22 protein-coding genes are annotated in these 23,694 nt (G+C 64.4%); 12 read left to right on the top strand and 10 right to left on the bottom strand.

Going from position 1 to position 23,694, the window contains the following annotated elements; all coding sequences use genetic code 11:
* The first annotated feature begins 121 nt into the window (after positions 1-121).
* Entirely contained in the window at positions 122-640 is a 519-nt protein-coding gene (locus IVB24_RS36695) for a DUF6101 family protein (RefSeq protein ID WP_247771471.1), read from the top strand.
* 102 nt (positions 641-742) lie between these two features.
* Here IVB24_RS36695 and ubiA read toward each other — a convergent pair whose 3' ends face one another.
* On the bottom strand, positions 743-1,675 hold the full coding sequence (ubiA, locus tag IVB24_RS36700) for a 4-hydroxybenzoate octaprenyltransferase (RefSeq protein WP_247771472.1): 933 nt from the start codon (positions 1,673-1,675) through the stop codon (positions 743-745).
* Complete coding sequence (locus IVB24_RS36705; RefSeq protein WP_094973104.1) at positions 1,672-2,334, bottom strand: hypothetical protein; 663 nt, start codon at positions 2,332-2,334, stop codon at positions 1,672-1,674. The genes ubiA and IVB24_RS36705 overlap by 4 nt, the downstream gene beginning before the upstream one ends.
* 210 nt (positions 2,335-2,544) lie before the next feature.
* On the opposite strand from IVB24_RS36705, the gene IVB24_RS36710 reads away from it, so the two are divergent.
* A complete protein-coding gene (locus tag IVB24_RS36710) occupies positions 2,545-3,300 on the top strand; it encodes a 16S rRNA (uracil(1498)-N(3))-methyltransferase (protein ID WP_140482741.1) in 756 nt (251 codons plus the stop codon).
* On the opposite strand, the gene IVB24_RS36715 is transcribed toward IVB24_RS36710, so the two are convergent.
* Positions 3,297-4,307 carry a helix-turn-helix domain-containing protein gene (locus IVB24_RS36715; protein WP_247771473.1) on the bottom strand — a complete coding sequence of 337 codons (1,011 nt, stop codon included), beginning with the start codon at positions 4,305-4,307 and terminating at the stop codon, positions 3,297-3,299. The genes IVB24_RS36710 and IVB24_RS36715 overlap by 4 nt on opposite strands.
* Positions 4,308-4,317: 10 nt before the next feature.
* Entirely contained in the window at positions 4,318-4,824 is a 507-nt protein-coding gene (locus IVB24_RS36720; RefSeq protein ID WP_094973488.1) for a hypothetical protein, read from the bottom strand.
* Positions 4,825-5,564: 740 nt separating this feature from the next.
* On the opposite strand from IVB24_RS36720, the gene IVB24_RS36725 reads away from it, so the two are divergent.
* The 5 genes from IVB24_RS36725 (at position 5,565) to IVB24_RS36745 (ending at position 10,630) form a co-directional block, all read left to right on the top strand.
* Positions 5,565-6,716: an ATP phosphoribosyltransferase regulatory subunit gene (locus tag IVB24_RS36725; RefSeq protein ID WP_247771474.1), complete on the top strand. Its 1,152-nt coding sequence runs from the start codon at positions 5,565-5,567 to the stop codon at positions 6,714-6,716.
* Between the two features lie 3 nt (positions 6,717-6,719).
* The gene (gene hisG, locus IVB24_RS36730) at positions 6,720-7,697 is read left to right on the top strand and encodes an ATP phosphoribosyltransferase (protein WP_247771475.1); all 978 of its coding nucleotides are present in this window, start codon (positions 6,720-6,722) and stop codon (positions 7,695-7,697) included.
* A gap of 99 nt (positions 7,698-7,796) precedes the next feature.
* Complete coding sequence (locus IVB24_RS36735) at positions 7,797-8,834, top strand: glycosyltransferase family 2 protein (RefSeq protein ID WP_247771476.1); 1,038 nt, start codon at positions 7,797-7,799, stop codon at positions 8,832-8,834.
* Positions 8,831-9,676, top strand: a complete 846-nt coding sequence (locus IVB24_RS36740; RefSeq protein ID WP_247771477.1) for a ChbG/HpnK family deacetylase — start codon at positions 8,831-8,833, stop codon at positions 9,674-9,676. The genes IVB24_RS36735 and IVB24_RS36740 overlap by 4 nt, the downstream gene beginning before the upstream one ends.
* A 126-nt stretch (positions 9,677-9,802) precedes the next feature.
* Entirely contained in the window at positions 9,803-10,630 is an 828-nt protein-coding gene (locus tag IVB24_RS36745; protein ID WP_247771478.1) for a DUF2076 domain-containing protein, read from the top strand.
* A 122-nt stretch (positions 10,631-10,752) separates the two neighbouring features.
* Here the strand turns inward: IVB24_RS36745 and IVB24_RS36750 are convergent, their stop codons facing one another.
* A complete protein-coding gene (locus IVB24_RS36750) occupies positions 10,753-11,562 on the bottom strand; it encodes a L,D-transpeptidase (RefSeq protein WP_247771479.1) in 810 nt (269 codons plus the stop codon).
* Between the two features lie 314 nt (positions 11,563-11,876).
* Between IVB24_RS36750 and IVB24_RS36755 the strand changes: the two genes are divergently transcribed.
* The gene (locus IVB24_RS36755; RefSeq protein ID WP_162308355.1) at positions 11,877-12,665 is read left to right on the top strand and encodes a protein phosphatase CheZ; all 789 of its coding nucleotides are present in this window, start codon (positions 11,877-11,879) and stop codon (positions 12,663-12,665) included.
* A gap of 186 nt (positions 12,666-12,851) precedes the next feature.
* Here the strand turns inward: IVB24_RS36755 and IVB24_RS36760 are convergent, their stop codons facing one another.
* Positions 12,852-13,373, bottom strand: coding sequence for a hypothetical protein (locus IVB24_RS36760; RefSeq protein ID WP_162308354.1), 522 nt, complete (start codon positions 13,371-13,373; stop codon positions 12,852-12,854).
* A gap of 316 nt (positions 13,374-13,689) precedes the next feature.
* Here IVB24_RS36760 and IVB24_RS36765 point away from each other — a divergent pair, with 316 nt between their 5' ends.
* From IVB24_RS36765 to IVB24_RS36775, 3 genes are all read left to right on the top strand, one after another.
* The gene (locus IVB24_RS36765) at positions 13,690-13,986 is read left to right on the top strand and encodes a co-chaperone GroES (protein ID WP_094973116.1); all 297 of its coding nucleotides are present in this window, start codon (positions 13,690-13,692) and stop codon (positions 13,984-13,986) included.
* A 175-nt stretch (positions 13,987-14,161) separates the two neighbouring features.
* Entirely contained in the window at positions 14,162-15,790 is a 1,629-nt protein-coding gene (groL, locus tag IVB24_RS36770) for a chaperonin GroEL (protein ID WP_094973117.1), read from the top strand.
* Positions 15,791-16,011: 221 nt separating this feature from the next.
* On the top strand, positions 16,012-17,223 hold the full coding sequence (locus IVB24_RS36775; protein WP_247771480.1) for a hypothetical protein: 1,212 nt from the start codon (positions 16,012-16,014) through the stop codon (positions 17,221-17,223).
* Positions 17,224-17,374: 151 nt separating this feature from the next.
* Here IVB24_RS36775 and IVB24_RS36780 read toward each other — a convergent pair whose 3' ends face one another.
* Both IVB24_RS36780 and IVB24_RS36785 read right to left on the bottom strand, forming a co-directional pair.
* Positions 17,375-17,773: an META domain-containing protein gene (locus IVB24_RS36780; RefSeq protein WP_166467189.1), complete on the bottom strand. Its 399-nt coding sequence runs from the start codon at positions 17,771-17,773 to the stop codon at positions 17,375-17,377.
* Positions 17,774-17,903: 130 nt separating this feature from the next.
* A complete protein-coding gene (locus tag IVB24_RS36785) occupies positions 17,904-19,568 on the bottom strand; it encodes an L-lactate permease (protein WP_247771481.1) in 1,665 nt (554 codons plus the stop codon).
* Between the two features lie 312 nt (positions 19,569-19,880).
* Here IVB24_RS36785 and IVB24_RS36790 point away from each other — a divergent pair, with 312 nt between their 5' ends.
* Positions 19,881-21,641 (top strand): ABC transporter ATP-binding protein/permease, encoded by a 1,761-nt coding sequence (locus tag IVB24_RS36790; RefSeq protein ID WP_247771482.1) that lies wholly within the window; start codon positions 19,881-19,883, stop codon positions 21,639-21,641.
* A gap of 256 nt (positions 21,642-21,897) precedes the next feature.
* Here IVB24_RS36790 and IVB24_RS36795 read toward each other — a convergent pair whose 3' ends face one another.
* Positions 21,898-22,914 (bottom strand): TorF family putative porin, encoded by a 1,017-nt coding sequence (locus tag IVB24_RS36795; protein WP_247774244.1) that lies wholly within the window; start codon positions 22,912-22,914, stop codon positions 21,898-21,900.
* A 390-nt stretch (positions 22,915-23,304) separates the two neighbouring features.
* Positions 23,305-23,667 carry a histone gene (locus IVB24_RS36800; protein ID WP_247771483.1) on the bottom strand — a complete coding sequence of 121 codons (363 nt, stop codon included), beginning with the start codon at positions 23,665-23,667 and terminating at the stop codon, positions 23,305-23,307.
* Between the last annotated feature and the right edge of the window lie 27 nt (positions 23,668-23,694).

The raw sequence follows: 23,694 nt of genomic DNA on the forward strand, positions 1-23,694 counted from the left end.
TTGTCAATCATGAGCCACGGTGACGGTGGGTTAACCAGCCTTTTTAAGCGGGTTCGGAAAGCCGCGCGCTAAGGTCCTCGCATCGACCGGGAACATAATCCCGGCGGGGAGAACTAAAGCCGTGAGGCGTCAAACAGCAACATGCGGGATCGCTCCCGCCGGGTCGAGCCGCTCTCTGCGGCTCGACCCCCTTTCCCTTCCGGTCCGCTTCGATGCGCACGATCCGCGCGCCGACGGACATGTCAGGCAGATCGAGCTTCATCGCGAACGCGTCGTGCTTCGCCGTGCCGTTTGCGGCATGCGGATGGCGATCAACGTCCGCGTCAGCGATTTCACAGGCGTCGCACTGCGCGGCAATGACGAGGCGCAGGCCATCGTCCTCGTGCATCGCGATCCCTCGCTCTCCGTTCCGCTGCTCGTCGGCGCCGACGCCGACGAACTCGTCGAGGCCTTGGCGATCTGGAGCGAGCTGTTCGCGCTTCCGCAGCTCGACGAAGGCGCGCGCAAGCCCGCCGCCCGCCGCCGCCGCGCCAATGCGATCCGCGCCCGGCGTCCGAAATTCCTGATGCGCCGCCGCGTTGCGATGGCGCGTGAATTGTCGGTTCATCGCGAAGAACGCGAGATCATCGCGCGGAATTGAAGGTGCCGTAGGGTAGGCAAAGCGCAAGCGTGCCCACCTTTCCTATCAATCATTGAGAGAACGTGGGCACGGCGCAAGGGCGCCTTGCCCACCCTACAAGACCTACGCCGCCCGCATCACCGCGTCGGCGAGCAATCCCGCAAACAGCAACAGGCCAGCTTCCCTGTTCGACTTGAACAGGCGCAGACACAGCCCGGGATCCTCGATCCGCAAGCGCACGATCTGCGATGCGAGGTGCACGGCGAAGGCGACCAGCCCGAGCCAGGCCGGCCAGCGCGCATCGGCGGAGGCCAGCGCGACACCGATCAACATCACAGCGAGCCCGTAGAACAGGACCAGCGCCTGGTGCGTATGCGTGCCGAACAGGCGCGCCGTGGACTTGATGCCAATCAGCGCGTCGTCCTCGGCGTCCTGATGCGCGTAGATCGTGTCATAGCCGATCACCCATGAAATCGCGCCGGCATAGAGCACCATCGCGGTGACGTCGATGCGCCCGAAGGTGACGGCAAATCCCATCAGGGCGCCCCAGGAGAAGGCGAGGCCGAGCACGATCTGCGGCCACCAGGTGATCCGCTTCATGAAGGGATAGATCGCGACGATCAGGAGCGAGGCGATGCCGGTCAGGACCGCGAAGCGGTTGAATTGCAGCAATACGACGAGACCGGTCACGGCCAGCGCGATCATGAAGGCCAGCGCCTGCTTCGTGCTCACCTGTCCCGAGGGCAACGGCCGCGAGCGGGTGCGCTCGACCTTGGCGTCGAGGTCGCGGTCGGTGATGTCGTTCCAGGCGCAGCCCACCCCGCGCATCACGAAGGCGCCGATGAAGAACAGCACGATGGTGAGCGGCAGTCCGCGGACGTCATGCGCCATGCCGCTCGCGAGCGCCGCCGACCACCAGCACGGCATCAACAGCAGCCAGGAGCCGATCGGACGATCGAAGCGGGACAATCGCAAATAGGGCCGCGCCCATTGCGGCGCGCGCGTATCGACCCAGTTGCCGGTGGAATCGGCAACGCGGGCGGATGTATCGCTCATCGGGTCAGGACGTTGCCGTTGAGCGTGTCGAAGGTGCTGCCGCCCTTCTTGCCGGCATTGGCCTCAGGCGCCGAGCCCGAACCCAGCACCTCGCTCAGCGACGGGCCCGCCGGGCCGCGTGGCTGGTTCTGCATCTGCTGAGCGACGTTGCAGACCTTCGTCGCCATGGCCTCTGTGTTCTTGTGACCGGACTTCATCTGGTCGCCGATCTGCTGCGGAATTCCGCATTTGGCGGCGTGGGTCTCGATATACTTGATCATCTTGGTCTCGGCCTGGCTGAAATTGCGGATCAGCTTGCAGGCCTCGTCCGGGGGCGCGTGACGGTCGCTCGCGGCCTTGATCAGCTTGCCGCGTTTCTCGGCTTCCTCGCGCAGGGGGATGAAAGCCTTCATGCAGTCCTCGCCGGGGCCGCCCTGGGTCGGCGGGGCCGCGCTGAACGCGCCAGCGCCGCCGATGGGCGCGGCGCCGTTCACGGGAAAGGACGATTGCGGCGCCGTGCCGACCGAAGCAATTGGCGCCGAGCCGTTCACCGGGGGAAACGCGGAACTGGTAGCAGCCTGGTTCGGTAGCGGCGCCGGGAAGGCGCTTTGCGCAGAGGCGCCCGCGGCGCTCAGGGTGACCATGGCGGCAGTGATCGGAACCATCAAATGACGGATCATCAAGATAGTCTCTCCGGCAGGAGCTACGGGGTTCGGCGCCTTCCCAATTGAAGCGCAACCAGCGTGTTCGCGTTTTTACGATTCCCGCCGACGCTTAACAACCCGTTGAATAGGGCAAGAGCGCGGCGCGGGGACGCACCATTTCGGCAATATTTACCCCCGGAATGGCTGCTATCGGTTAAGAACGGCCGCAAATCGGACCCCTGAACGATGCCCTCCCACGATTTTCGCGGCCCCCGCCTGTTCGTCGACGCTCCTCTTGCCCAGGACGCCAGGATCCCGCTCGACCGCGACCAGAGCAATTATCTCGGCAATGTGCTGCGACTTGCCGCCGGAGCCGAGGTTTTGGCCTTTAACGGCCGGGACGGCGAGTGGCAGGCCGCCATCGAAGGTCGCAAGCGGCCGGACGGCCTCGTGATCCTTCAGCAAACCCGGCCCCAGGACAGGCTGCCTGACGTCGCCTACGTTTTCGCCCCGCTCAAGCATGCCCGGCTCGACTACATGGTCCAGAAGGCCATCGAGATGGGCGCCGCCGCCCTGCACCCGGTCCTGACCCGGTTCACCCAGGCCTCCCGGGTCAACACCGAGCGGATGCGCGCCAATGTCGTCGAGGCGGCCGAGCAATGCGGCATTCTGAGCATCGCCACGGTCGCCGAGCCAATGCCGCTGGAGCGGTATCTCGGTCAGCGGCCCGCCGATCGCCTGCTGATCTTCTGCGACGAGGCGGCGGAGGTGCGAAACCCCGTTCAGAGCCTGCAAAACGCCCGAGAGGCCGGACAAGGTATCGACGTGCTGATCGGCCCCGAAGGCGGCTTTGCCGAGGAAGAGCGGGCGCTGCTGCTGCGGCAGCCGAAAATCCTGCGGCTGGCCCTGGGTCCCCGGATCATGCGGGCCGACACCGCCGCGGTGGCGGCGCTGGCGCTGGTGCAGGCCGTATTGGGCGACTGGGGCAGCGGAAACGGCTAGATCGTTTCCCGCATCGCGCGGTGCAAGGTCTCAGACGGCAGTTCACCGAACGCCGCCTTGTAACTCGCCGCGAACTCGCCCAGATGCCAGAAACCGTGCGCAATCGCGCAGGCCTTCACGCTGCGCCGTCCCACGCCGATGCGCAGCTGCTTGCGCACCGACCAGAGCCGCAGAATCCGGTCATAGCGATGTGGGCTGATGCCGCAAATGGCCTGTGTCGCGCTCTGGAGCGTGCGGACGGACACCCCCACCTGCTCTGCGAGTTCAGGCGTCTTGTGCGAGATCGTCAGATCCTGCTGGATGAGGCGTTCCATGTCTGCGACGATCCGGCGATAGCCGTCCATCGCGGACGACGCGGGTCCGCCTTTCGCGCTGGTGGTCAGCGCAGTTTCCATCGTGCTGAGCAACGATTGCTCGACGACGCTCAACGATATCGGCTCCCTCAGGAAGTCCGGATCATGCGCTGCGGTTTCCAGCGTGACGGAGACCAGACGGCGCAATGAGGCAAGGGCGTCCGATGTGGGGTTCACCAAATGGTAGCCATCATCCAGTTGCGCCCAGGGTTCGCGCCGGGGCGGGGTGAAATACACGACGGCTATCAGCCGGCCCTCCGGCTCATGGACCAGGCAATCGGAATTGCCTTTCAGAATGACGATCGAACGACCGATTGATTGCCCGTTGATGCGGGCCGAGGTGACGTGATCCATCGGCACCGCGACAGCGATGGCATTCGTCAGTTGATAGCCTCGGACGATCCGCGGAAGAGTCTTCACCAGAGACAGGGTCAGGGCCGGCAGGCTGAGCCGGGCGCGCATGATGGCTGTGGCTCCGACCGCCAACGGCATGCTGGATGCGCCGGCATATCTCTCGGTCTCGCTGAAATGGTCGATGTCATACGCCCGGAGTTCGAGGGCCGAGGATGGCTTGAGCCCCTGGAAGGACATCAAGCGGTCCGCCGCCGCCGTTTGCGCTCCGTCGCGCGCAGTCTCGAAATGGCCCTGATCCATGTCGTGCCGATTACTTTGCCTTCCTTGCAGACGGGGCTCCCCTGGACGCGCGCAGATCGTCCGGCCCGTTGATGCCGGCGCGCTTGAGATCGCGAAGCAGCTTCGTCAGCAGTAACATGTTGGTCTTCTGCAGTTCATGGTTGTTTCCAAACCTGAATGCGTTCTGCTCGGTCACGATGAGTCCTGCTTCGGTCTCTTCGAGAATCTTCCGCCTCTTCAGCCCGGTCACGCGACGGCGAACCGTCTCGAGCGGCAGGCTGAGGAAGCGAGACAGTGCCGCACGAGAGACCCCTTGCTTGATCACATCCGGCTCGACGTCATGAATGCTGGAGAACCGCTCGTCCAACACCGGATCGTTCATCACATTGATGACATTCGCGTTCAGGACCGCATGAACGATCAGAAGGTCCAGAGGATCGAATTCATCGTAGTGCCGAAACATCTCACTTATCGAAAACAGCATATAGGCTAGCGTGTGTCGCGAGACCGTGCGGATGATATCTGAAGCATTGCGCATGAATCGGAATCCAACATTCATCTTGTAAACGACGAATAGTGCGAACGGATCGTCCGCCATACCCAAAATGAGTATGCGACGACTTGCCAGCAGTCCTCAATTTCTCATTGTGAAGCCCGGCCTCGGCCGTATCGAAATCGCTCGCCGACGCGTTCGCGCAGCACCATGAAGGTTGGACCTCGACATGCAGCGGAAGCGCTGGCCGACAGCACTTTGTCGCACGATCGCGGATTCGACTACTCGATGACGGACGGTATCGAGGTGGCGGGCGATGGAAGGCGTGGCGATGAGCGATGATGTCGGGCCGGACGCGAGGGGATGCGAAGAGCTGCGGCTCATCAGAGCGTTTCTCCGCCTCAGGGACCCCGGTCGAAGGCGGAGAATACTCGAACTGGCGGAGCAACTCGTGGAAGAAGTCGGGTCCGCTGCGACTGGAGCGGCCGTGCCGGCGCATCATCCGTCGAGCCAGTTGGAGACGCCCCCGGGCCCGGCCGAATGAGACCCTCCAGCCCGTCCCAAGCATTGGCGCAATGAGGTATTTTATTACCCTGTTCGGCGCGACGGCGAATCTCCGTTTTCAGCCGCTGACCGGCGGGCGAGGCCCACTTCAAACTCGTTAAGCGATTGATCCTTTGGAGGTCGAAACCGCTTTCGGGCCATGCTAAGGGCAGCGCAATTCGCTTGCCTCCCCTTGCCTCCCCCTTGCCCTGCCCGGTTCCGCCGGGACGATGGACCCAGTTATGACCGCGACTGCCACCTCAAATGCTGCCGGCTCCGCCGCCTGGGCGGATACGCTGCTGCTGTCGTTCGCGCAGGCCGGTTACGTCAGGGCCGAACCTGCCATCCTGCAGCCGGCCGAGCCGTTCCTGGACCTCTCCGGCGAGGACATCCGCAAGAGCCTGTACCTGACGACGGACCTCACGGGCGAGGAGCTCTGCCTTCGCCCGGATCTGACCATTCCGGTGGCGCGCGACTACCTGAGCTCCGGTCGTGCCGGCCAGCCGGCCGGGTTCAGCTATCTCGGCCCGGTGTTCCGCTACCGCAGCGGCCAGGCCAGCGAATTCCTGCAGGCGGGCATCGAATCGTTCGGCCGCCAGGACCGCGCCGCGGCCGACGCCGAGACGTTGGCGCTCGGGCTCGAAGCGACCGCGGCCTTCGGTGTCCACGACGTCGAGATCCGCACCGGCGACGTGGGGCTGTTCAACGCGCTGCTTGATGCGCTGAACCTCTATCCGGTCTGGCGCCGCCGCCTGGTCAAGGATTTCAACCGCAAGATCAGCCTGGAGCAGGATCTGGAGAAGCTGGCGGCTGCGACCACCGCGAGCCCCAGCGAATATGAGGGCGTGCTGGCCGCGCTCGCCGGCTCCGACCGCAAGGCCGCGCTCGCCTTCGTCACCGACCTGATGTCGATCGCCGGCACCACCAATGTCGGAGGACGCACCACCGCCGAGATCGCCGATCGCTTCCTCGAGCAATCGACGCTGAAGGGCGGCGCGCTGCCGCGCGAGGCGATTACCGTGCTCAAGCGCTTCCTGACGATTGCAGGCAATCCCGACGATTCCATCGCCGAGCTGCGCGCGCTCACGGCCGACGCCAGGCTCGACCTCACGGCTGCGATCGACCAGTTCGAGAGCCGGGTCGGCTTCATGGCGGCGCGCGGCATCGACGTGAAGCAGACTCGCTTCTCGACCGCGTTCGGGCGCGGTCTCGACTATTACACCGGCTTCGAATTCGAGCTGCATCACCGCGGCAACGGCGCCGAGCCACTGGTCGCCGGCGGCCGCTATGACGGCCTGATGACCCAGCTCGGATCGGCTGAGCCGATCCCCGCGGTCGGCTTCTCGGTCTGGGTGGATGCGCTGACGAAGATCGGCCGCAAGGTGGGAGCTTAAGTCATGAGCACGCCATTCGTCCTGGCCGTTCCCTCCAAGGGCCGCCTGCAGGAAAACACCGAAGCCTTCTTCGCCCGTGCCGGCCTCAAGCTGTCGAAGGCCGGCGGCGCCCGCGACTATCGCGGCACGCTTGCAGGCCTCGACCATGTCGAGGTCGCCTATCTCTCGGCGAGCGAGATCGCCTCGCAATTGGCGCGCGGTTTTGCCCATCTCGGCGTCACCGGGGAAGATCTGGTGCGCGAGAACATCGCGGACGCCGACAAGCGCGTGTCGCTGATCGATGGGCTCGGCTTCGGCTATGCCGACGTCGTGGTCGCGGTGCCGCAGGCCTGGATCGACGTTCGCACCATGGCCGATCTCGACGACGTCACCACCGGCTTCCGCGAGCAGCATCACATGCGGATGCGGGTCGCAACCAAGTTCGTCAACCTCACCCGCGCCTTCTTCCAGAGCCACGGCATCACCGATTACCGCATCGTTGAAAGTACCGGCGCGACCGAAGGCGCGCCGGCGGCCGGCAGCGCCGAGCTGATCGTCGATATCACCACGACGGGCGCAACCCTCGCCGCCAACGGCTTGCGGGTGCTCGACGACGGCGTGATCCTGCGCAGCCAGGCCAATCTGGTCGCCTCGAAAGAGGCCGACTGGACGCCGCAGGCGCGAGAGACCGCGCGAATCATCCTTGATCACATCGCGGCAAGGGCGCGGGCCAACAAATACCGCGAGGTCCGCACCCGCTTCCGGCAATGCGACGCCGCCACGCTCGGCGAAGCCCACAGCCGGTTCGGCGTCGAGGCCCCGTTCGGCGGGCCGACCTCGTCAGGCATGCTGACGTTGCACTGCCCGCCGGGGCAGCTCTATGCGCTGGCAAGCTTCCTGCGCGAGCATGGCGCCGAGACCGTCTCGGTGGTGTCGCTCGACTACGTGTTCGACCGGGAGAACCCGCTGTTCGCCAGGCTCGAGGCGTTCCTGCGGCAGTGAGCCCCAGGTTCGCTCGGCTTTTCCGTTCAGCTTTGCGACAGCAAACGGCAGCTACCATATGCTGTTGAGATGACTTTGAACGCCTCTGGGACTTGACCGATGACGCTGGGCTCTGACGTTTCCGGCATGACGACCACCGCAGCCACCGCCGTGGCAAAAGGACTGTCGATCGTCGTCCCCGTCTACAACGAGGCGGCCGGCCTCGCCGGTCTGCATCAGCGCATCTGCGATCTCGCAAAGACCTTGCGGGAGCGCTATCGGCTGGCTTGCGAGGTCGTCTATGTCGACGACGGCAGCAAGGATGCGACGCTGGCGATCGCCCGCGCGCTGCCGGCCGACGCGATCGACGTCCAGGTGGTGTCGCTGTCGCGCAATTTCGGCAAGGAGGCGGCGCTGATGGCCGGCCTCGACCATGCCCGGCTCGGCGCCGTCATGTTCATGGACGGCGACGGCCAGCATCCGCCGACCCTGATCGAACAGCTGGTGCGGCACTGGATCGATGACGGCTATGACGTCGTCTACACCGCCAAGGCGCATCGCGACAACGAGCCGTTCTTGCGCCGGATCGCCGTGCACGGCTTCTACGCGCTGATCAATTGGGGCGCACGGCAGAAGATTCCCGAGGACGCCGGCGACTTCCGCCTGCTGTCGCCGCGCGCGGTCACGGCGCTCAGACAGCTGCCCGAGCGCAACCGGTTCTTCAAGGGCCTCGCCAGTTGGATCGGCTTCCGCCAGATCCGCGTCGATTATGAGCCTTCGGAGCGCGCCCATGGCGTCACCACCTTCAACACCGCAAGCCTGCTCGGCCTGTCGATCGAAGGTCTGACCTCGTTTTCGGTCGCCCCGTTGCGCTTTGCCAGCCTGCTCGGCGTCATTCTCGCCGGCGGCGCTTTCCTGTTCGGCCTGTCGATCCTCTGGGAGGTGTTCACGACCGGCAAGCAGGTGCCCGGCTATCCCTCGCTGGTGATCGGGCTGATGACGATCGGCGGCGTGCAGCTCATCATGATCGGCATCGTCGGCGAATACATCGGCAAGATCCTCTCCGAGATGAAGGCGCGCCCGATCTACTTCGTCGCCGAACACAGTGAAAAGCACTTCGAAGCCGACGACGCCGCGAAGAGGACGGCCGCCGAATGAGCGCGGCCGCGGGCCTGCGGCGGATCTGGCTCTGTGCCGACGATTACGGCATCAGCCCGGGCGTCAACCGCGCCATCCGCGACCTGATCGAACGCGGCCGCCTCAACGCCACCTCGGTGATGATGGTGGGACCGGCGGTCGAGCGCAGCGAGATCGAAGCGCTTCAAGCCGCTGCGAAAACGAGCCCGCGCTGCGCGATCGGATTGCACGTGACGCTGTCGGCGCCGTTCCGCCCCCTCACCATGCATTTCCGGCCGCTCGACGGCGACATGTTCATGCCGTTTCCGAAGCTGCTGCGCGCAGGCGTTTTGCGGCGGCTCGACCGCGAATTCTTCCGCAACGAGGTGAAGGCGCAGCTCGCCGCCTTCGCCGAAGCGTTCGGCCGGGTGCCCGACTTCGTCGACGGCCATCAGCATGTGCAGCTCTATCCGCAGGTGCGCGACGGCTTTGTCGAAGCGGTCAGCGAAGGCGCGCCAAACGCCTGGGTGCGCCAGGGCGGCCGCGACCTGCCGCTTCAACAACGACTGGCCTCACCAAAAGCCATGGTGCTCGACATCCTCAGCGCGCAATTCCGCCGCCGCGCCGGCAGCGCCGGCCTCAGCTTCAACCCCGGCTTCGCCGGCGCCTATGACTTCACGCGGGCGGCCGATTTTGGCGAACTGATGCGGCAATTCCTGGAGGGCTTGCCGGACGGCGGCCTCGTGATGTGCCATCCCGGCTTCGTCGACGACGTCCTCGCCGGCCTCGATCCGATGACGGATGTCCGCGAACGCGAACACGCCTATCTCTCAGGTGACGCCTTCGCACGTCTGCTGGCGGACAGCGGCGCCACGCTGGGATGAGACCTGCGGAAAGCAGCCCGCGAGGCAGCTTGTCGCATACGGAAATTTAATCCGGCCGGCACTGTTGGGGCCACAATGGAACCCTACATCTCCTGCGCGCTTGGTTTTGCGCGAAGGAGACAGATCATGACGCCGCAGGAACGCCAGCTCGTCGACGACCTTTTCGACCGGCTTTCGAAGCTGGAAAATGCACCGCGCGATCCCGACGCGATCGCCGCGATCTCCGACGGGCTGCGCAAGGCGCCCGGCGCGGTCTACGCGCTGGTGCAGACCACGCTGCTGCAGGACGAGGCGCTGAAGCGCGCCCATAACCGCATCCAGGAGCTGGAAGCGGCCCACGCGCCCGAGCAGGCGCAGTCCGGCGGCTTCCTCGACACCATGCGCGACACGCTGTTCGGCGGAAGCCCCTCGCGCGGCTCGGTTCCGAACGTGCCGCCGCGGGACGCGCGGCCGGTCTGGAACAGCGGCGGAGCGATGCAGCAGACCCAGCCGGGCTACGGCCAGCCGCCTTACGGACAGGCTTACGGCCAAGGTCCCGGTCCGGGCCCGGGCCCGGGTCAGGGATATGGCGCACCGCCGATGGGCGGTGGCGGCGGCTCGTTCCTCGGCACGGCGGCGGCAGCTGCCGCCGGTGTCGTCGGCGGCTCGCTGCTGCTCTCCAGCATCCGCGGCATGATGGGCGGATCGCATCAGCAGGCCTTCGGCGACACCAATGCCCTCGGCGACCGCAGCGCTGGTGGAAGTCCTTGGGGCGGCAGCGATCAGTCCGACGGCTCGCTCGCGCGCGATGCCGGCCTCAACGACATCGGCTCGAACCGCGAGTCCCGCCAGGGCTTCTCCGACCAGGCGAACAACGATCAGAACTACGGCGACAACAACGACGACGGCAATATGGACGTGGCCGACGACAGCGATTTCGGCGGCGACGACGATGGCGGCAGCGACTACGCGTAAGGTTGCTGTGCCGCGCTGCGAACAACAACGGCCGCCCAAGAGGCGGCCGTTTTCATTTCAGGGTCCCTTGGTCATCGCTCTTCCTCCGCCCGTTGCGGAGAAAGTGAGCGGCGAGCGCCTGGCTACATCACCACGACCTTGGTGCCGACATTGACGCGGCCGTAGAGGTCGATGACGTCTTCGTTGCGCATCCGGATGCAGCCGGAGGAGACGTTGGTGCCGATGGTCCAGGGCTCGTTGGAGCCGTGGATGCGATAGAGCGTCGAGCCCAGATACATCGCGCGAGCGCCGAGCGGGTTCTCCGGCCCGCCTTCCATATGCCGGGGCAGATCGGGACGGCGCGCGATCATTTCCGCCGGCGGCGTCCAGTCCGGCCATTCGCGCTTGGCCGTGATCGCCTTCACGCCGGACCAGGTGAAGCCGGGACGCCCGACGCCGATGCCGTAGCGCATCGCCCTGCCATTGCCCTCGACGAGATAGAGGAACTTGTTCGGGGTATCGACCACGATGGTGCCGGCACTTTCCTTGCCGCTATAGTCAACAGATTGTTTCTCGAACCTCGGATCGAACTGACGCTGCCGCGGGTCGGCCGCCTCCTGCTGAACCGCGCCTTGCTGATATCCATTCTGCTGCGGCTCGCCCATCGGCGGCAGGCGGCGCTGGTCGTAATAGCCGGGCTGCTGTTGATAGACCGGCTGCTCGGGCGCGTAGGCCGGACCGCGGCCGGGACCGTCGCCGAACAGGAACTCGATGAAGCCGCCGCCCATGTTCGCATTGGAGGCGACGCGCACCGGCGCCGGCGGCACCTGCGGCTGGTAGAGCACCGCGGGCGGATCGTTCGGCACCGAATTGTCGAAGGCGCTGGCACTGTTTGCGCCGGCAATGAAGGTGCAAGCGCTGCCGAGCAGCGCAACAGACATTTTCTTGAACATCGACGTACTCTGTACTGTTTCGTCTAGATCACATGCGCCGTGGGGAGCTGATGGCTGATCGGCGTCCGCGACGTGGTCAATAAAAAGCAAAAGGCGTTTTGTTTGGTAAACGGAAGCCGCGTTTTGATTCACCACGTCGCGAGCGAGGGGCCAATTTGGCGATCAGCGTTTATTTTCGATGAACGCTGCACGGCCATGGTTAATCGCTTCTTTGCGCGCCGTCGCCTGCAACCGCACAACAGTTCCGGCCGTGAACTTCGTGTTAAATCGCTTCTGCCTACAAAGACGCGTGAGTGAGGTGGGGGAGTATCCTGATGGCTGTTCACCGCAAACGTTTTCGCGTCGAGGATATCGCTGGTGGCGGCGAGATGCCGAGTTTTGACGTATCTGAAGAGGCAATCCCGATGCATAGCGAGATCATGGCGGAGCTGCGCGCGATCCGCGCACAGATGGCGAAGGGCAGCGTGCCAGCGCCCTTGTCCGGCAGCGCAGCCATGGCGGCGATCGACGCCTCCACCGCCCATGAGCTCTCCGAGGCTCGGACCATGCTCGAAACCTATCGGGCCCAGATCGAGCAGTGCGAAAAGCTGAAGGTCGAGCTCGACCTGATCCATGACGCCATCGACCGCACCAAGCGCGAAATCGCGACGCTGCACGGCAAGAGCTTCGATGGCGGCGAAATGGCCAAGGTCAATGGCGAGCTCGGCGCGGTGGTCGGCGGCACCGAGCAGGCGACCCAACAGATCCTCGAAGCCGCGGAATCGATAGACCAGGCCGCCAGCGCAATGTCGAAGGTGGACTCGGTCGACCAGCAGAAGCGGCTCGCCGACGACATCCAGGAACGCGTCATCTCGATCTTCGAGGCTTGCAACTTCCAGGACCTGACCGGCCAGCGTATCAGCAAGGTCATGGCCACGATGAAGTTCATCGAGCAGCACATCAACTCGATGATGGACATCTGGGGCGGCGTCGACGCGATCAAGGCCCACGTCGTTCCGCAGGCCGACAATCGCAGCGAGGACGACAAGCTTCTCAACGGCCCCAAGCTCGCCGGCGACGTCGGCCACGCCTCGCAGGACGACATCGACGCGCTGTTCGACTGAGCGGACGCGACAGACAGAAAAACAAAACGCCGGCCCTGAGGCCGGCGTTTTTTTGTTTTGGGAAGCTATCTCACGCTGTCATTCCGGGGCACGCGAAGCGTGAACTTTGGTGCGCACTTGCGCACCTGAGAATCTCGAGATTCCGGGTTCGGTCCTGCGGACCGCCCCGGAATGACGGAGTAGAAATCACGCCCGCGGCGCGCAGCGGACGTAGACCATGTTGCCGTATCGGGTGGCGGCGTCCTTGTCGATGAAGCGGGTGATCAGGACGCGACCGTCGAAGGAGACGATCTCGCGATCCTGCTCGCCGGGCGTCGGGCCCGCCGGTCCGATGTAGTTCTTGCCGCTCGGCGACCCCTTCAGCCGCAGCTCCTGCGGGGTTGCCTGGTCGGCCAGATGCATGATCACGCCGCCGGAGGAGCCGGCGGTGATCACGTAGGGATTTTTGCACTGGGCCCGGGCGGCGGCCTCGGTCCGGGCGCGGTCGGCCGGGTTCTGGAACGAAGCGAGACCCCAGCGGCCAACGATCTCGTCGGCGCGAATGGTCGCGGGCATTTCCGGGGCGGTGCCGGGCTCGGCTTCGGGCGGCGGCGAGGACGACGAGAAGGACGGCAGGCTCATGCCGCCGCCGCAGGCGCCCAGCAGCAGCGCCAGACAAGAGGCGGCGGCCAGATTGGCAACCGTGCGCGCGTGAGCTGAATTGATCATGGCATTCCCCCGGACAAGACCATGGCCGCACCCCTCCTGCAGCCAAGCGTAAAAACGCTGCCGGAGCAATGGCGTCCTTTGATACGCCGGCGCCCCGAACAAGTTTCCAATACCACCATCCTATATCCGCCTCACCAATCGCTTAACCACCTTTGCTTGACAGGATCGCGGCCAAGCCATATTTCCGGGCCCACTATTAGCACTCGGAAAGCCCGATTGCTAAGCGCGCCGTTCGATCCCTGGGATAGGGGGTGGGCGGAAGCGCCGCCCCACCCACTTCCACTACCTCCGAAGCGAGCCTCCAAAGGGAAACGTCATGGCTAAATCCAAATTTCGTCCGCTGCATGACCGTGTCGTGGTCAAACGTATCGACGCCGAGGAAAAGACCAAGGGCGGCATCATCATTCCGGACAGCGCCAAGGAAAAGCCGTCCCAGGGCGAAATCGTCGCCGTCGGCCCCGGCGGCCGCGACGAGACCGGCAAGCTGACCCCGATCGACCTCAAGGTCGGCGACCGCGTGCTGTTCGGCAAATGGTCGGGCACCGAGGTCAAGATCGACAACGAAGAGCTCCTGATCATGAAGGAGTCGGACATCATGGGCGTACTGGCCTAAGGCCACCCGCCTGAACAGCCGCTGAATGCTTCATTGTCATGCCCGGGCCTGACCCGGGCATCCATCATTTTTCGCACCAGGATGGATTGCCGGGTCAAGCCCGGCAATGACGAAGAGAGCGCGGCAAGACACAGAATCAAACAAGACACATCACGACACACGAGGGATTGCAGAAATGGCTGCCAAAGACGTCAAGTTTTCCGGAGACGCGCGCGATCGCATGCTGCGCGGCGTCGACATTCTCGCCAACGCCGTCAAGGTGACGCTCGGCCCGAAGGGCCGCAACGTCGTCATCGAGAAGTCGTTCGGCGCGCCCCGCATCACCAAGGACGGCGTCACCGTCGCCAAGGAGATCGAGCTCGAGGACAAGTTCGAGAACATGGGCGCCCAGATGCTGCGCGAGGTCGCCTCCAAGACCAACGACCTCGCCGGTGACGGCACCACCACCGCGACCGTTCTGGCCCAGGCGATCGTGCGCGAAGGCGCCAAGTCGGTTGCCGCCGGCATGAACCCGATGGACCTCAAGCGCGGCATCGACACCGCGGTCGCGGCCGTCATCAAGGACATCGAGAAGCGCGCCAAGCCCGTCGCCGCCTCCTCCGAGGTCGCCCAGGTCGGCACCATCTCGGCCAACGGCGATGCCGCCATCGGCAAGATGATCGCCCAGGCGATGCAGAAGGTCGGCAACGAGGGCGTCATCACCGTCGAGGAGAACAAGTCGCTCGACACCGAAGTCGACATCGTCGAGGGCATGAAGTTCGACCGCGGCTATCTCAGCCCCTACTTCGTCACCAACCCCGAGAAGATGACCGCCGAGCTCGAGGACGCCTACATCCTGCTGCACGAGAAGAAGCTCTCGGGCCTGCAGGCCATGCTGCCGGTGCTGGAAGCCGTGGTGCAGTCGGGCAAGCCGCTCGTCATCATCGCCGAGGACGTCGAGGGCGAGGCGCTGGCCACCCTGGTCGTCAACCGCCTCCGTGGCGGCCTGAAGGTGGCCGCGGTGAAGGCGCCGGGCTTCGGCGATCGCCGCAAGGCCATGCTGGAAGACCTCGCGATCCTCACCGGCGGCCAGCTGATCTCCGAGGACCTCGGCATGAAGCTCGAGAACGTCACGGTGAAGATGCTGGGCCGCGCCGGCAAGGTGGTGATCGACAAGGAGAACACCACGATCGTCAAGGGCGCCGGCAAGAAGCCGGACATCGAGGCCCGTGTCGGCCAGATCAAGGCCCAGATCGAGGAAACCACCTCGGATTACGACCGTGAGAAGCTCCAGGAGCGCCTCGCCAAGCTCGCCGGCGGCGTCGCGGTGATCCGCGTCGGCGGCGCCACCGAGATCGAGGTCAAGGAGAAGAAGGACCGCGTCGAGGACGCGCTCAACGCCACCCGCGCCGCGGTGCAGGAAGGCATCGTCCCCGGCGGCGGCGTCGCGCTGCTCCGTGCCAAGAAGGCGGTGGGCCGTCTCACCAACGCCAATCCCGACGTCCAGGCCGGTATCAACATCGTGCTGAAGGCGCTGGAAGCTCCGATCCGCCAGATCGCCGAGAACGCGGGCGTGGAAGGCTCGATCGTCGTCGGCAAGATCCTGGAGAACAAGTCCGAGACCTTCGGCTTCGACGCCCAGAACGAGGACTATGTCGACATGGTCGAGAAGGGCATCATCGATCCCGCCAAGGTGGTGCGCACCGCGCTCCAGGACGCCTCCTCCGTGGCCGGCCTGCTGGTCACCACCGAGGCCATGGTCGCCGAGCTGCCGAAGGAAGCTGCGCCCGCGATGCCGGCCGGCGGCGGCATGGGCGGCTTCTAAGCCTCCGTTCCATCACAGCATTGCGAAGGCCGCCTCCGGGCGGCCTTCTTTTTTGCCGACCCTGCCCCTCCGCTTTCCGATTCAACCGACGGCCGAAACCAACTACGGTGACGCGCCGATTCGAATTGTTTGGGCATGATCCTCTCGGAAAACCGCTTCGCACTTTGCGCTAACGCGGCCCTCCGGGTCCGGATCATCCCCGTTGCGCGAGGATTTCATCGATGCGTGCGCTTCTGGTGTGTTCGACAGCCCTTTTTGCGGCTCTGCTTGCAGCTTCTCCGCATCCCGCCTCCGCCCAGATGAAGCTGTCGCCGAAGGCCACGACGCCCAGTGGTCCGGAGACACGCTATTTCACCTCGATCGACGGGCTGATGGACGGCAATGCCGACGTGATCCTGAAGGAGACGCGCCAGGGCAAGACGGTGACGGCGGCCGTGCTCGACGTCTGCTATCCCGTCGCCAAGAATTCCGACCGCAAGGACCGCTTCGTCGTCAACCTCCAGGTCGCGGGCCAGACCCTGATCGGCACCACGCAGAGCGTCGGCGAGAAGGCGCCGGTCAGCGTCAAGCTGCTGCGCAAGCAGGCCGGGGACAGTTTCGAATTCCGCGGCCAGATCAGCATCGGCCAGGTGGTGACCGAGGTGACCTCGTCCGACAATTCCGATCTCAGCGAGAAGGAATTTCAGGACAACCAGACCTCCGACGACGGCATCACGCCGCAGCCGAAGGATTTCACCGACGTCTCGCCGGAAGCGATCGCGGTCAAGGTCAAGCTCGACGTCGCGACCGACTTCCTGAAGAGCCTGAAGGGCCAGGCGGTCGAGGTGACGCTGGCGAGCCTCACCGTCGGCTGCGATGCGCTGCGTGCGGGCGAGCAGACCATCAGCATGTCGGTCGATCCCGAGCGCGCCGGAGCGCTGCTGGCGAAGTTCAAGGCGATGCCGGGCGTCACCGCCGCGGGCTGGACCGCGGGCATGACCGAGATGGACCGCACCATCCGCTTCGCCGCAGCCGACTGGCGCGAGGGCGACAAGATCAGCAAGGACAAGCTCGCGGCCGCTGTTGCGAACGTTTTGAGCCGCACGCTCGCGGCAAAGCCGGCGTCGCAGAGCTTCAACCCCGCCACGGGCAAGCTCAAGCTGGTGTTCAAGCGGCCGAACCCGGATTTCCCCGCACTCGATCTCACCGACACGATCGAGGTTGCGGGGCTCGTCTCGCCCGACAAGCCCGGCACGACCGATAAGCTCATGCTCTGGATCGGCAGCCCCGCGACGACGACCACTGATGAGAGCAGCGGCGCCAAGCTCAATCTCTCCGACGACGCCTCGGTCGACGAGGAAGGCGATCAGCCCGACGACAACGGTTCGATTGAAGCGCTCGCCAAGGAGCTGAGGGGGCAGCGCTGGGACGCCGACAACTCGGTGTGGAAGTAGGCTCTCGTGCCGCGGACGTAGCGCGAAGCGCTACGAGCCGGGGCCCGGAGGCCGCAAGCGAATTTGTCGATAGATTCCTGAGGCTCGGCTCTGCGGCGCATCGCTTTCGCGCTGCGCCTTGTCCGAGACACGGGGAAAACCGCGAGCGGAGCTAATTCCCCGTCGTCCTGAAGCGCAGCGGCTTGGGGCCGATCAGCGTCAGCACGTCGCCCTGGCGCTTCCAGGTCTCGACGCTGCTGAGCGCTGCGACGAGTTCGTCGTCGGCCTGCGCTCTTGCCGGCGGGCAGTTGCGGTCCTGGATCTGGCCGGGGACGAAGATCACGGTGTTGCCGGCGACCGAGAACTGGCCCTTGCCGCCCTTGCACCAGAGCTCCAGCACGACCTCGCCATGGTCGCCGATCTCGATGTTCGGAATTCGCTTCGAGCCTGCCTGCGGCAGCGCTTCCAGCGTCATCTCGGTGCCGAACGGAAAACCGTCCTCGGCACGCGCGACACTGGACATCGCGAGCATTGCAACCGCAGCACACACCAATCGCTTGAGCGAAACCATGAGACCTCTCGACCGACCTGATTTGCGGCACCTTCTATAAGACTGCGGGCTCATTGAGAAGGTTCGCTGACACGCAAAAATCCCCGCGGAGACCTCCGCGGGGATTTGCATCGAAACCGGACGTGGCCCGTTACTTCAGCACCATCGCTGTGAACGGATAGACATAGGCCTGCAACGTCACGAGCACACCGACGAGACAGGCCAGCACGATCGAGTGCCAGAACACGAAGCGCAGGATCGTGCCCTCATGGCCGTACCAGTTGGTGGCCGTGGAGGCGACCACGATCGACTGTGCGTCGATCATCTTGCCCATCACGCCGCCGGAGGAGTTCGCGGCGGCCATCAGGATCGGCGATATGCCGAGCTGCTCGGAGGTGATCTTCTGCAAATTGCCGAACAGGATGTTCGACGACGTATCCGACCCCGTCAGCGCCACGCCAAGCCAGCCGAGCAGCGTGCCGAAGAAGGGATAGAGCACGCCGGTTGCAGCGAAAGCGAGCCCGAGCGTCGCATCGACACCGGAGAGCCGCGTCAGCGTACCGATCGCGAGCATCGCCGAGATCGTGATCAGCGAGATCGCGCAGAGGCGGATGGTGCGGCCGTATTCGGTCACGAGCTTGCCGGGACCGACGCCCATCAGGAAGCCCGAGATGATCGCCGCGATCAGCATGCCGGTGCCGGTAAACGACAAATAGGTGAATCCGAATACCGCCCCCTCAGGCGTCGGCTTGGCCGCGACCGGCGGCATCTTGTTGATCATCTGGTGCAGCTCGGGAACGGGATAGTTCCAGACGAAGATCGAATTCGCCCAGGTCTTGAAGCCGCCATTGCCCCAGACCAGCATCACGATACAGACGATGATCCAAGGCAGCAGCGCGCTGAACATCTCGCTCTGCGTGAGCGGCGTCTTGTCGAGCGGTCTTGCCGTGGCCATGGTGGAGGCCGATTCATCATTGCCGCGCAACGCTGGCGACAGCCAGAGCTGCTTCGGCTGCCAGACCTTCAGGAACAGGATCAGCGCACCCATCGAGATCAGCGACGCTCCGATGTCGACGATCCAGGGGTTGATGTAATTCGAGATCACGAATTGCGGGACCGCGAACGACACGCCGGTGACCAGGATCGCCGGCCAGACGTCCTTCATGCCTTTCCATCCGGCGAAAGCCCATATCACCCAGAACGGCACGATCAGCGAGAAGAACGGCAGCTGCCGTCCAACCATCGCGCCGAGGATGTAGGGATCGAACCCGGTGACCGAGGCAAGACCCTGGATCGGCGTGCCCAGCGCGCCATAGGCGACCGGCGCGGTGTTGGCGATCAGCGACAGGCCAGACGCCGCAAGCGGCGAGAAGCCGAGGCCGATCAGCACGGCACCGGTGATGGCGACCGGCGTGCCGAAGCCGGAGGCGCCCTCGAAGAACGCGCCGAAGGAGAACGCGATCAGGAGCAATTGCAGCCGCCGATCCTCGGTGACGCCGCCGATGGCGCGCTTGAGCAATTCGAAGCGTCCCGTGCTCACCGTCACCTGGTAGAGGAAGATGACGTTGAGCACGATCCAGCCGATCGGGAAGAAGCCGGTGACGATGCCCAGCACCGAGGCCCGGATCGACATGTTCGCCGGCATGGTGAAAACGAAAATCGTGATCAGATTGGCCACGATCACGGCGATGACCGCCGCGATATGCGCCTGGACGCGTCCGCTCGCGATCAGGACCAGCAGCGTGACGACCGGCACCGCCGCGGCAATCGTCGACAGCACAGGGCTGTGCAACGGATCATAGACTTGATTCCACATGGTCTTCCTCCCCACGCATGTTTGTGGCAGACGGCCCGCGTGGAGAGCCGACCTGCTTGACGCTGGAAGCGATAACCCCCGAGCTGGACGCGAATTCCTCGCGAATGCGGCGGTTCCCGTCCCGCTCACAAGCTCGCGAAATCCCGAAGCACCCCACCCCGCGCCGCCGAACCCCATGCTAGGGTTGCGGGCTGCGACAAGACAACGCAAATTGCAGCACTTGCGACTTTAGTCTAAGCGCGCCCATTTCCGCCATTGCCCCAAACCCTTGGCACAGGGCATTTGTGCACCCCCCTCAGGAGACAGAGCTCTGTGAAGAACATCAGCGCCACGCTCGCGATCGTCTGGCGAATCGCGATCCCCTATTTCCGGTCGGAGGACAAATGGGTCGGCCGCGGCCTGCTCGCCGTCGTCGTCGCGATGGAGCTGGTGCTGGTCGCGATCAACGTGCTCCTCAATCAGTGGCAGAACCGGTTCTACAGCGCCCTGCAGGCCTATAATCTGCCCGAGTTCGTCAAGGAGGTCTGGATCTTCCTGGGCCTTGCCTTCACCTTCGTCGCACTGGCCGTCTACAAGCTCTATTTGAACCAATGGCTCCAGATCCGCTGGCGACAATGGCTGACGCAACACTATCTCGGTGAATGGCTCGACGGCGCCACGCATTACCGCATGCAGCTCAAGGGCGACGCCGCCGACAATCCGGACCAGCGCATCACCGAGGACGTCAAGAATTTCGTCGAACAGACGCTGGCCATCGGCCTTGGCCTCTTGTCGTCGATCGTGACACTGGCCTCGTTCGTCGTCATCCTCTGGGGCCTGTCCTACAAGGCGCCTTTGTACATTTACGGCACCGATATCCTCGTCCCCGGTTTTCTGGTCTGGTGCGCACTGGCCTATGCGATCGTCGGTACGGCGCTGACGCACTGGATCGGCGCCCCGCTCATCAATCTGAATTTCGAGCAGCAGCGCTTTGAAGCCGACTTCCGCTTCAACCTGATCCGCGTGCGCGAGAATTCCGAGCAGATCGCCCTGTTGAAAGGTGAGCCCGCCGAGCGGGGGCGTCTCCTGCACCGCTTCGGCTTCGTCATCGGCAACTGGTACGCGATCATGGGCCGGACCAAGCGCCTGACCGCGTTCACGGCAAGCTACGGCCAGGCTGCGACGATCTTTCCCTATGTGGTGGTGGCGCCGGCCTACTTCGCCAAGCGCATCCAGCTCGGCGACATGATGCAGACCGGCTCGGCGTTCGGCAGCGTGCAGGACGCGCTGTCCTTCTTCGTCACCGCCTATCGTTCGCTCGCCGAGTGGCGCTCGGTGATCGCTCGCCTCGATGGCTTCGAGATGTCGGTCAGCTCCGCCGCCCACGGCGCGGCGCTCGAGCCGACCATCGATGTCGCACCATCGAACGGCAAGGCCATCGCGCTCGAGCAACTGCTCGTCAGGCTGCCGAACGGCACACCTCTGGTCACGGCCGATGCCTTCACGATCCAGCCGTCGGAACGGGTGCTGGTGACCGGCCCGTCGGGCTCCGGCAAGTCGACGCTATTCCGGGCCATTGCCGGCGTCTGGCCGTTCGGCACCGGCACGATCGCGATCCCGGAAACAGCGAAGCTGATGATGCTGCCGCAGCGGCCGTATTTCCCGATCGGCCCGCTCGGCGACGCCGTCATCTACCCGGCCGAGCAGGGCTCCATCCCGCCCGAGAAGATCCGCGACGCGCTGATTGCCGTCGGCATGCCGCGGCTGGCGGACCGTCTCGACGAGCACGGTCACTGGAACCGGACATTGTCGCTCGGCGAACAGCAACGCCTCGGGCTTGCCCGCGCGCTGCTGCACGTGCCGGACTATCTCTTCCTCGACGAGGCGACGGCGTCGCTGGACGAGCCGTCCGAGGACCGGCTCTACCGGCTGCTGATGGAGAAGCTGCCCCAGGCCACCATCGTCTCGATCGGCCACCGCTCGACGCTCGACTCCTTCCATACCCGCAAGGTGACGATGACGAAGCGCGGCGAGATCCACGTCCTGGGCGACGCGGACAAGCCGGCCGAGGCGCAGCCGAGCGTCGCGCGCTGAGGCGGTGCAACCAAGCTTCCGTCTATCGTAACGCGATAGGACCTTCGTTGCGGCCATCCTTCGAGACGCCCGCCTCCGGCGGGCTTCTCGGGATGAGGTCTGTCCTCGCGACAAGATCCCAACCCTCATGGTGAGGAGCGCCGCCTTGCGGCGCCTCTCGAACCATGCGGGCCGAGCGCTCTCACAGACGCCCCTCTCCCAAAGCAAAAGGGCGGCAGGTTGCCCTGCCGCCCTCGAAATCGTCTCGGGACGAAACTTACTTCAGGTTGCTCATCGCCGTCAGGTCGAAGGACAGCTTGGCAACGCCGGCCGCGCCGCACCAATTGGAGCTAGCACCGCCCGGATTGATCGGGGTGACGTTGGTGGTGCCGGTGGCGTTGAACGCGCTGGTGAAGGCGTTGCAATCACCCTTGCTCATGTCGGTGTCGGAGTAACGCAGATCCAGCGTCATCACTTTATAGGTGAAGCCGATGCCGATGTTCCAGGTATTATAGCTGGGCTCGGGAATACCGCCCGTGTAGTTCGGGAAGCCAGCAAGCTGAGCCACGCCATAGAAAGAATCCGAAGTTCCGAACCACTGGCGGCCGAACTCACCCGAAACGTACATTCCGACGCCGCTCGCACCAAATGTCGTGCTCGGCGCGATCCACTTGCCGGTGATCGACAGGTAGTTGCCCCAAGCGCCGGTATTGAGGAAATTCGGCGAATAGAATTCGTTGAGGCCGAACGAGAAGCTGTCGTTCACGGTGTAGGTCACCTTGCCGTAGACCTCGTAGAAGCTCGCATCCCTCTTCGCGACGTTGAGGTTGGTCAGGGTGTTGGCGATACACTCTGCGTTCAGCGGGTTTCCTGCGGTGTCGGTGACAGCGCCACCGCCATAGTAGCAGGTGCCGCCCGGATACAGATAACCCCAAACACCAACGTCGAAGGCGAAGGCACCGAAGGTCGGGCGAATGCCACCGTAAATGTCGATCTCGGCGGCCGCGCGATTGGGGAAGGAGATGCTCTCTCCGGCCACACCGGCGTACAGCTGCAGGTCCTTGGTGACGTTGTAGCGCGGCTCAAAATAGGCCGCGACTGACGCCTTGTGGTTCGACTGGGTGATACCGCGGAAGATGTAGTCGTTCATGATCGCGGCGCCGAAGGCGATATCCCAGGGGTCGAAGGCGGGCGGCGGCGGAGCCTTCAGGGCCTTGACCCTCATGTCCGCCGCGAAAGCCGAACCCGTCATCACCATTGCCAGCGCCGTTGCCAACAAAGCCACTTTCTTCATTTCGATCCCCATCACCAGTTCTTACCCAGTCGGATCCCGGAAGCCCCCCGGAGCGAACGACCTGAGTGCAAAATTGCGTTACCGCGACAATGTGGATTGAGGGATGTGGCCCGTGAAGCAAAAATCACGGGCATCTGCCGACTTTTTGGGCGTTTTGACGATTCCACGAAAGGTTGTCGGGTTGTGTGTCTTCTCGATCACATTATTTGCATTCCAAAGTGTACGAAGAGACCGTGCAAGTACGGGCAAGGCGGATAGCGTGGCAATCAAGCTACGAATCAGACTTGCGGAGGGAGAGACGGCTTCCGGAGGTCCTTGCGGCGATGCAAAAAGGCCGCAGCGTCACCGCGGCGGCCTTCACTGTTGGCGATCGCGCTCGCTGGATGGGACCTAGCTTTGCCCCTCGGCGGGTGCGGCTTCCGCAGAAGACGAAGGCATCGCCCAGCTCGTCTCGGCGGCCGGCTCGGGAGCCGGAGTTACCGCCGGCGCTGACGGCTTCGGCGCGGGAGCTGCCTTCGCCTTCTTCGGTGCCGCTTTCTTCGCAGCCTTCTTCGGTGCAGCCGGCTTGGCCGCCTTCTTCACAGCCTTCTTGGCGGCCTTCTTCGGCGCGGCCTTCTTCGAAGCTTTCTTGCCGGCCTTCTTCTTGGATTTCTTGGCAGATTTCTTGGCAGACTTCTTCGCGGTCTTCTTCGCTGCTACAGCCTTCTTCGCCTTTTTGGCCTTCTTGCTTTTTTTCTTCTTCGCTTTCGCCATCGTGGTCCTCCTGTTGTCGACGAACAA

The organism is Bradyrhizobium sp. 192 (genome assembly GCF_023100965.1).
In the GTDB taxonomy this organism is placed as follows: Bacteria; Pseudomonadota; Alphaproteobacteria; order Rhizobiales; family Xanthobacteraceae; genus Bradyrhizobium; species Bradyrhizobium symbiodeficiens.

Coding starts and splice junctions, on each gene's coding strand:
- ubiA (WP_247771472.1), bottom strand. CDS start 1,675: ATGAGCGATACATCCGCCCGCGTTGCCGATTCCACCGGCAACTGGGTC.
- IVB24_RS36705 (WP_094973104.1), bottom strand. CDS start 2,334: ATGATCCGTCATTTGATGGTTCCGATCACTGCCGCCATGGTCACCCTG.
- IVB24_RS36710 (WP_140482741.1), top strand. CDS start 2,545: ATGCCCTCCCACGATTTTCGCGGCCCCCGCCTGTTCGTCGACGCTCCT.
- IVB24_RS36715 (WP_247771473.1), bottom strand. CDS start 4,307: ATGGATCAGGGCCATTTCGAGACTGCGCGCGACGGAGCGCAAACGGCG.
- IVB24_RS36720 (WP_094973488.1), bottom strand. CDS start 4,824: ATGCGCAATGCTTCAGATATCATCCGCACGGTCTCGCGACACACGCTA.
- IVB24_RS36725 (WP_247771474.1), top strand. CDS start 5,565: ATGACCGCGACTGCCACCTCAAATGCTGCCGGCTCCGCCGCCTGGGCG.
- hisG (WP_247771475.1), top strand. CDS start 6,720: ATGAGCACGCCATTCGTCCTGGCCGTTCCCTCCAAGGGCCGCCTGCAG.
- IVB24_RS36735 (WP_247771476.1), top strand. CDS start 7,797: ATGACGCTGGGCTCTGACGTTTCCGGCATGACGACCACCGCAGCCACC.
- IVB24_RS36740 (WP_247771477.1), top strand. CDS start 8,831: ATGAGCGCGGCCGCGGGCCTGCGGCGGATCTGGCTCTGTGCCGACGAT.
- IVB24_RS36745 (WP_247771478.1), top strand. CDS start 9,803: ATGACGCCGCAGGAACGCCAGCTCGTCGACGACCTTTTCGACCGGCTT.
- IVB24_RS36750 (WP_247771479.1), bottom strand. CDS start 11,562: ATGTTCAAGAAAATGTCTGTTGCGCTGCTCGGCAGCGCTTGCACCTTC.
- IVB24_RS36755 (WP_162308355.1), top strand. CDS start 11,877: ATGGCTGTTCACCGCAAACGTTTTCGCGTCGAGGATATCGCTGGTGGC.
- IVB24_RS36760 (WP_162308354.1), bottom strand. CDS start 13,373: ATGATCAATTCAGCTCACGCGCGCACGGTTGCCAATCTGGCCGCCGCC.
- IVB24_RS36765 (WP_094973116.1), top strand. CDS start 13,690: ATGGCTAAATCCAAATTTCGTCCGCTGCATGACCGTGTCGTGGTCAAA.
- groL (WP_094973117.1), top strand. CDS start 14,162: ATGGCTGCCAAAGACGTCAAGTTTTCCGGAGACGCGCGCGATCGCATG.
- IVB24_RS36775 (WP_247771480.1), top strand. CDS start 16,012: ATGCGTGCGCTTCTGGTGTGTTCGACAGCCCTTTTTGCGGCTCTGCTT.
- IVB24_RS36780 (WP_166467189.1), bottom strand. CDS start 17,773: ATGGTTTCGCTCAAGCGATTGGTGTGTGCTGCGGTTGCAATGCTCGCG.
- IVB24_RS36785 (WP_247771481.1), bottom strand. CDS start 19,568: ATGTGGAATCAAGTCTATGATCCGTTGCACAGCCCTGTGCTGTCGACG.
- IVB24_RS36795 (WP_247774244.1), bottom strand. CDS start 22,914: ATGAAGAAAGTGGCTTTGTTGGCAACGGCGCTGGCAATGGTGATGACG.
- IVB24_RS36800 (WP_247771483.1), bottom strand. CDS start 23,667: ATGGCGAAAGCGAAGAAGAAAAAAAGCAAGAAGGCCAAAAAGGCGAAG.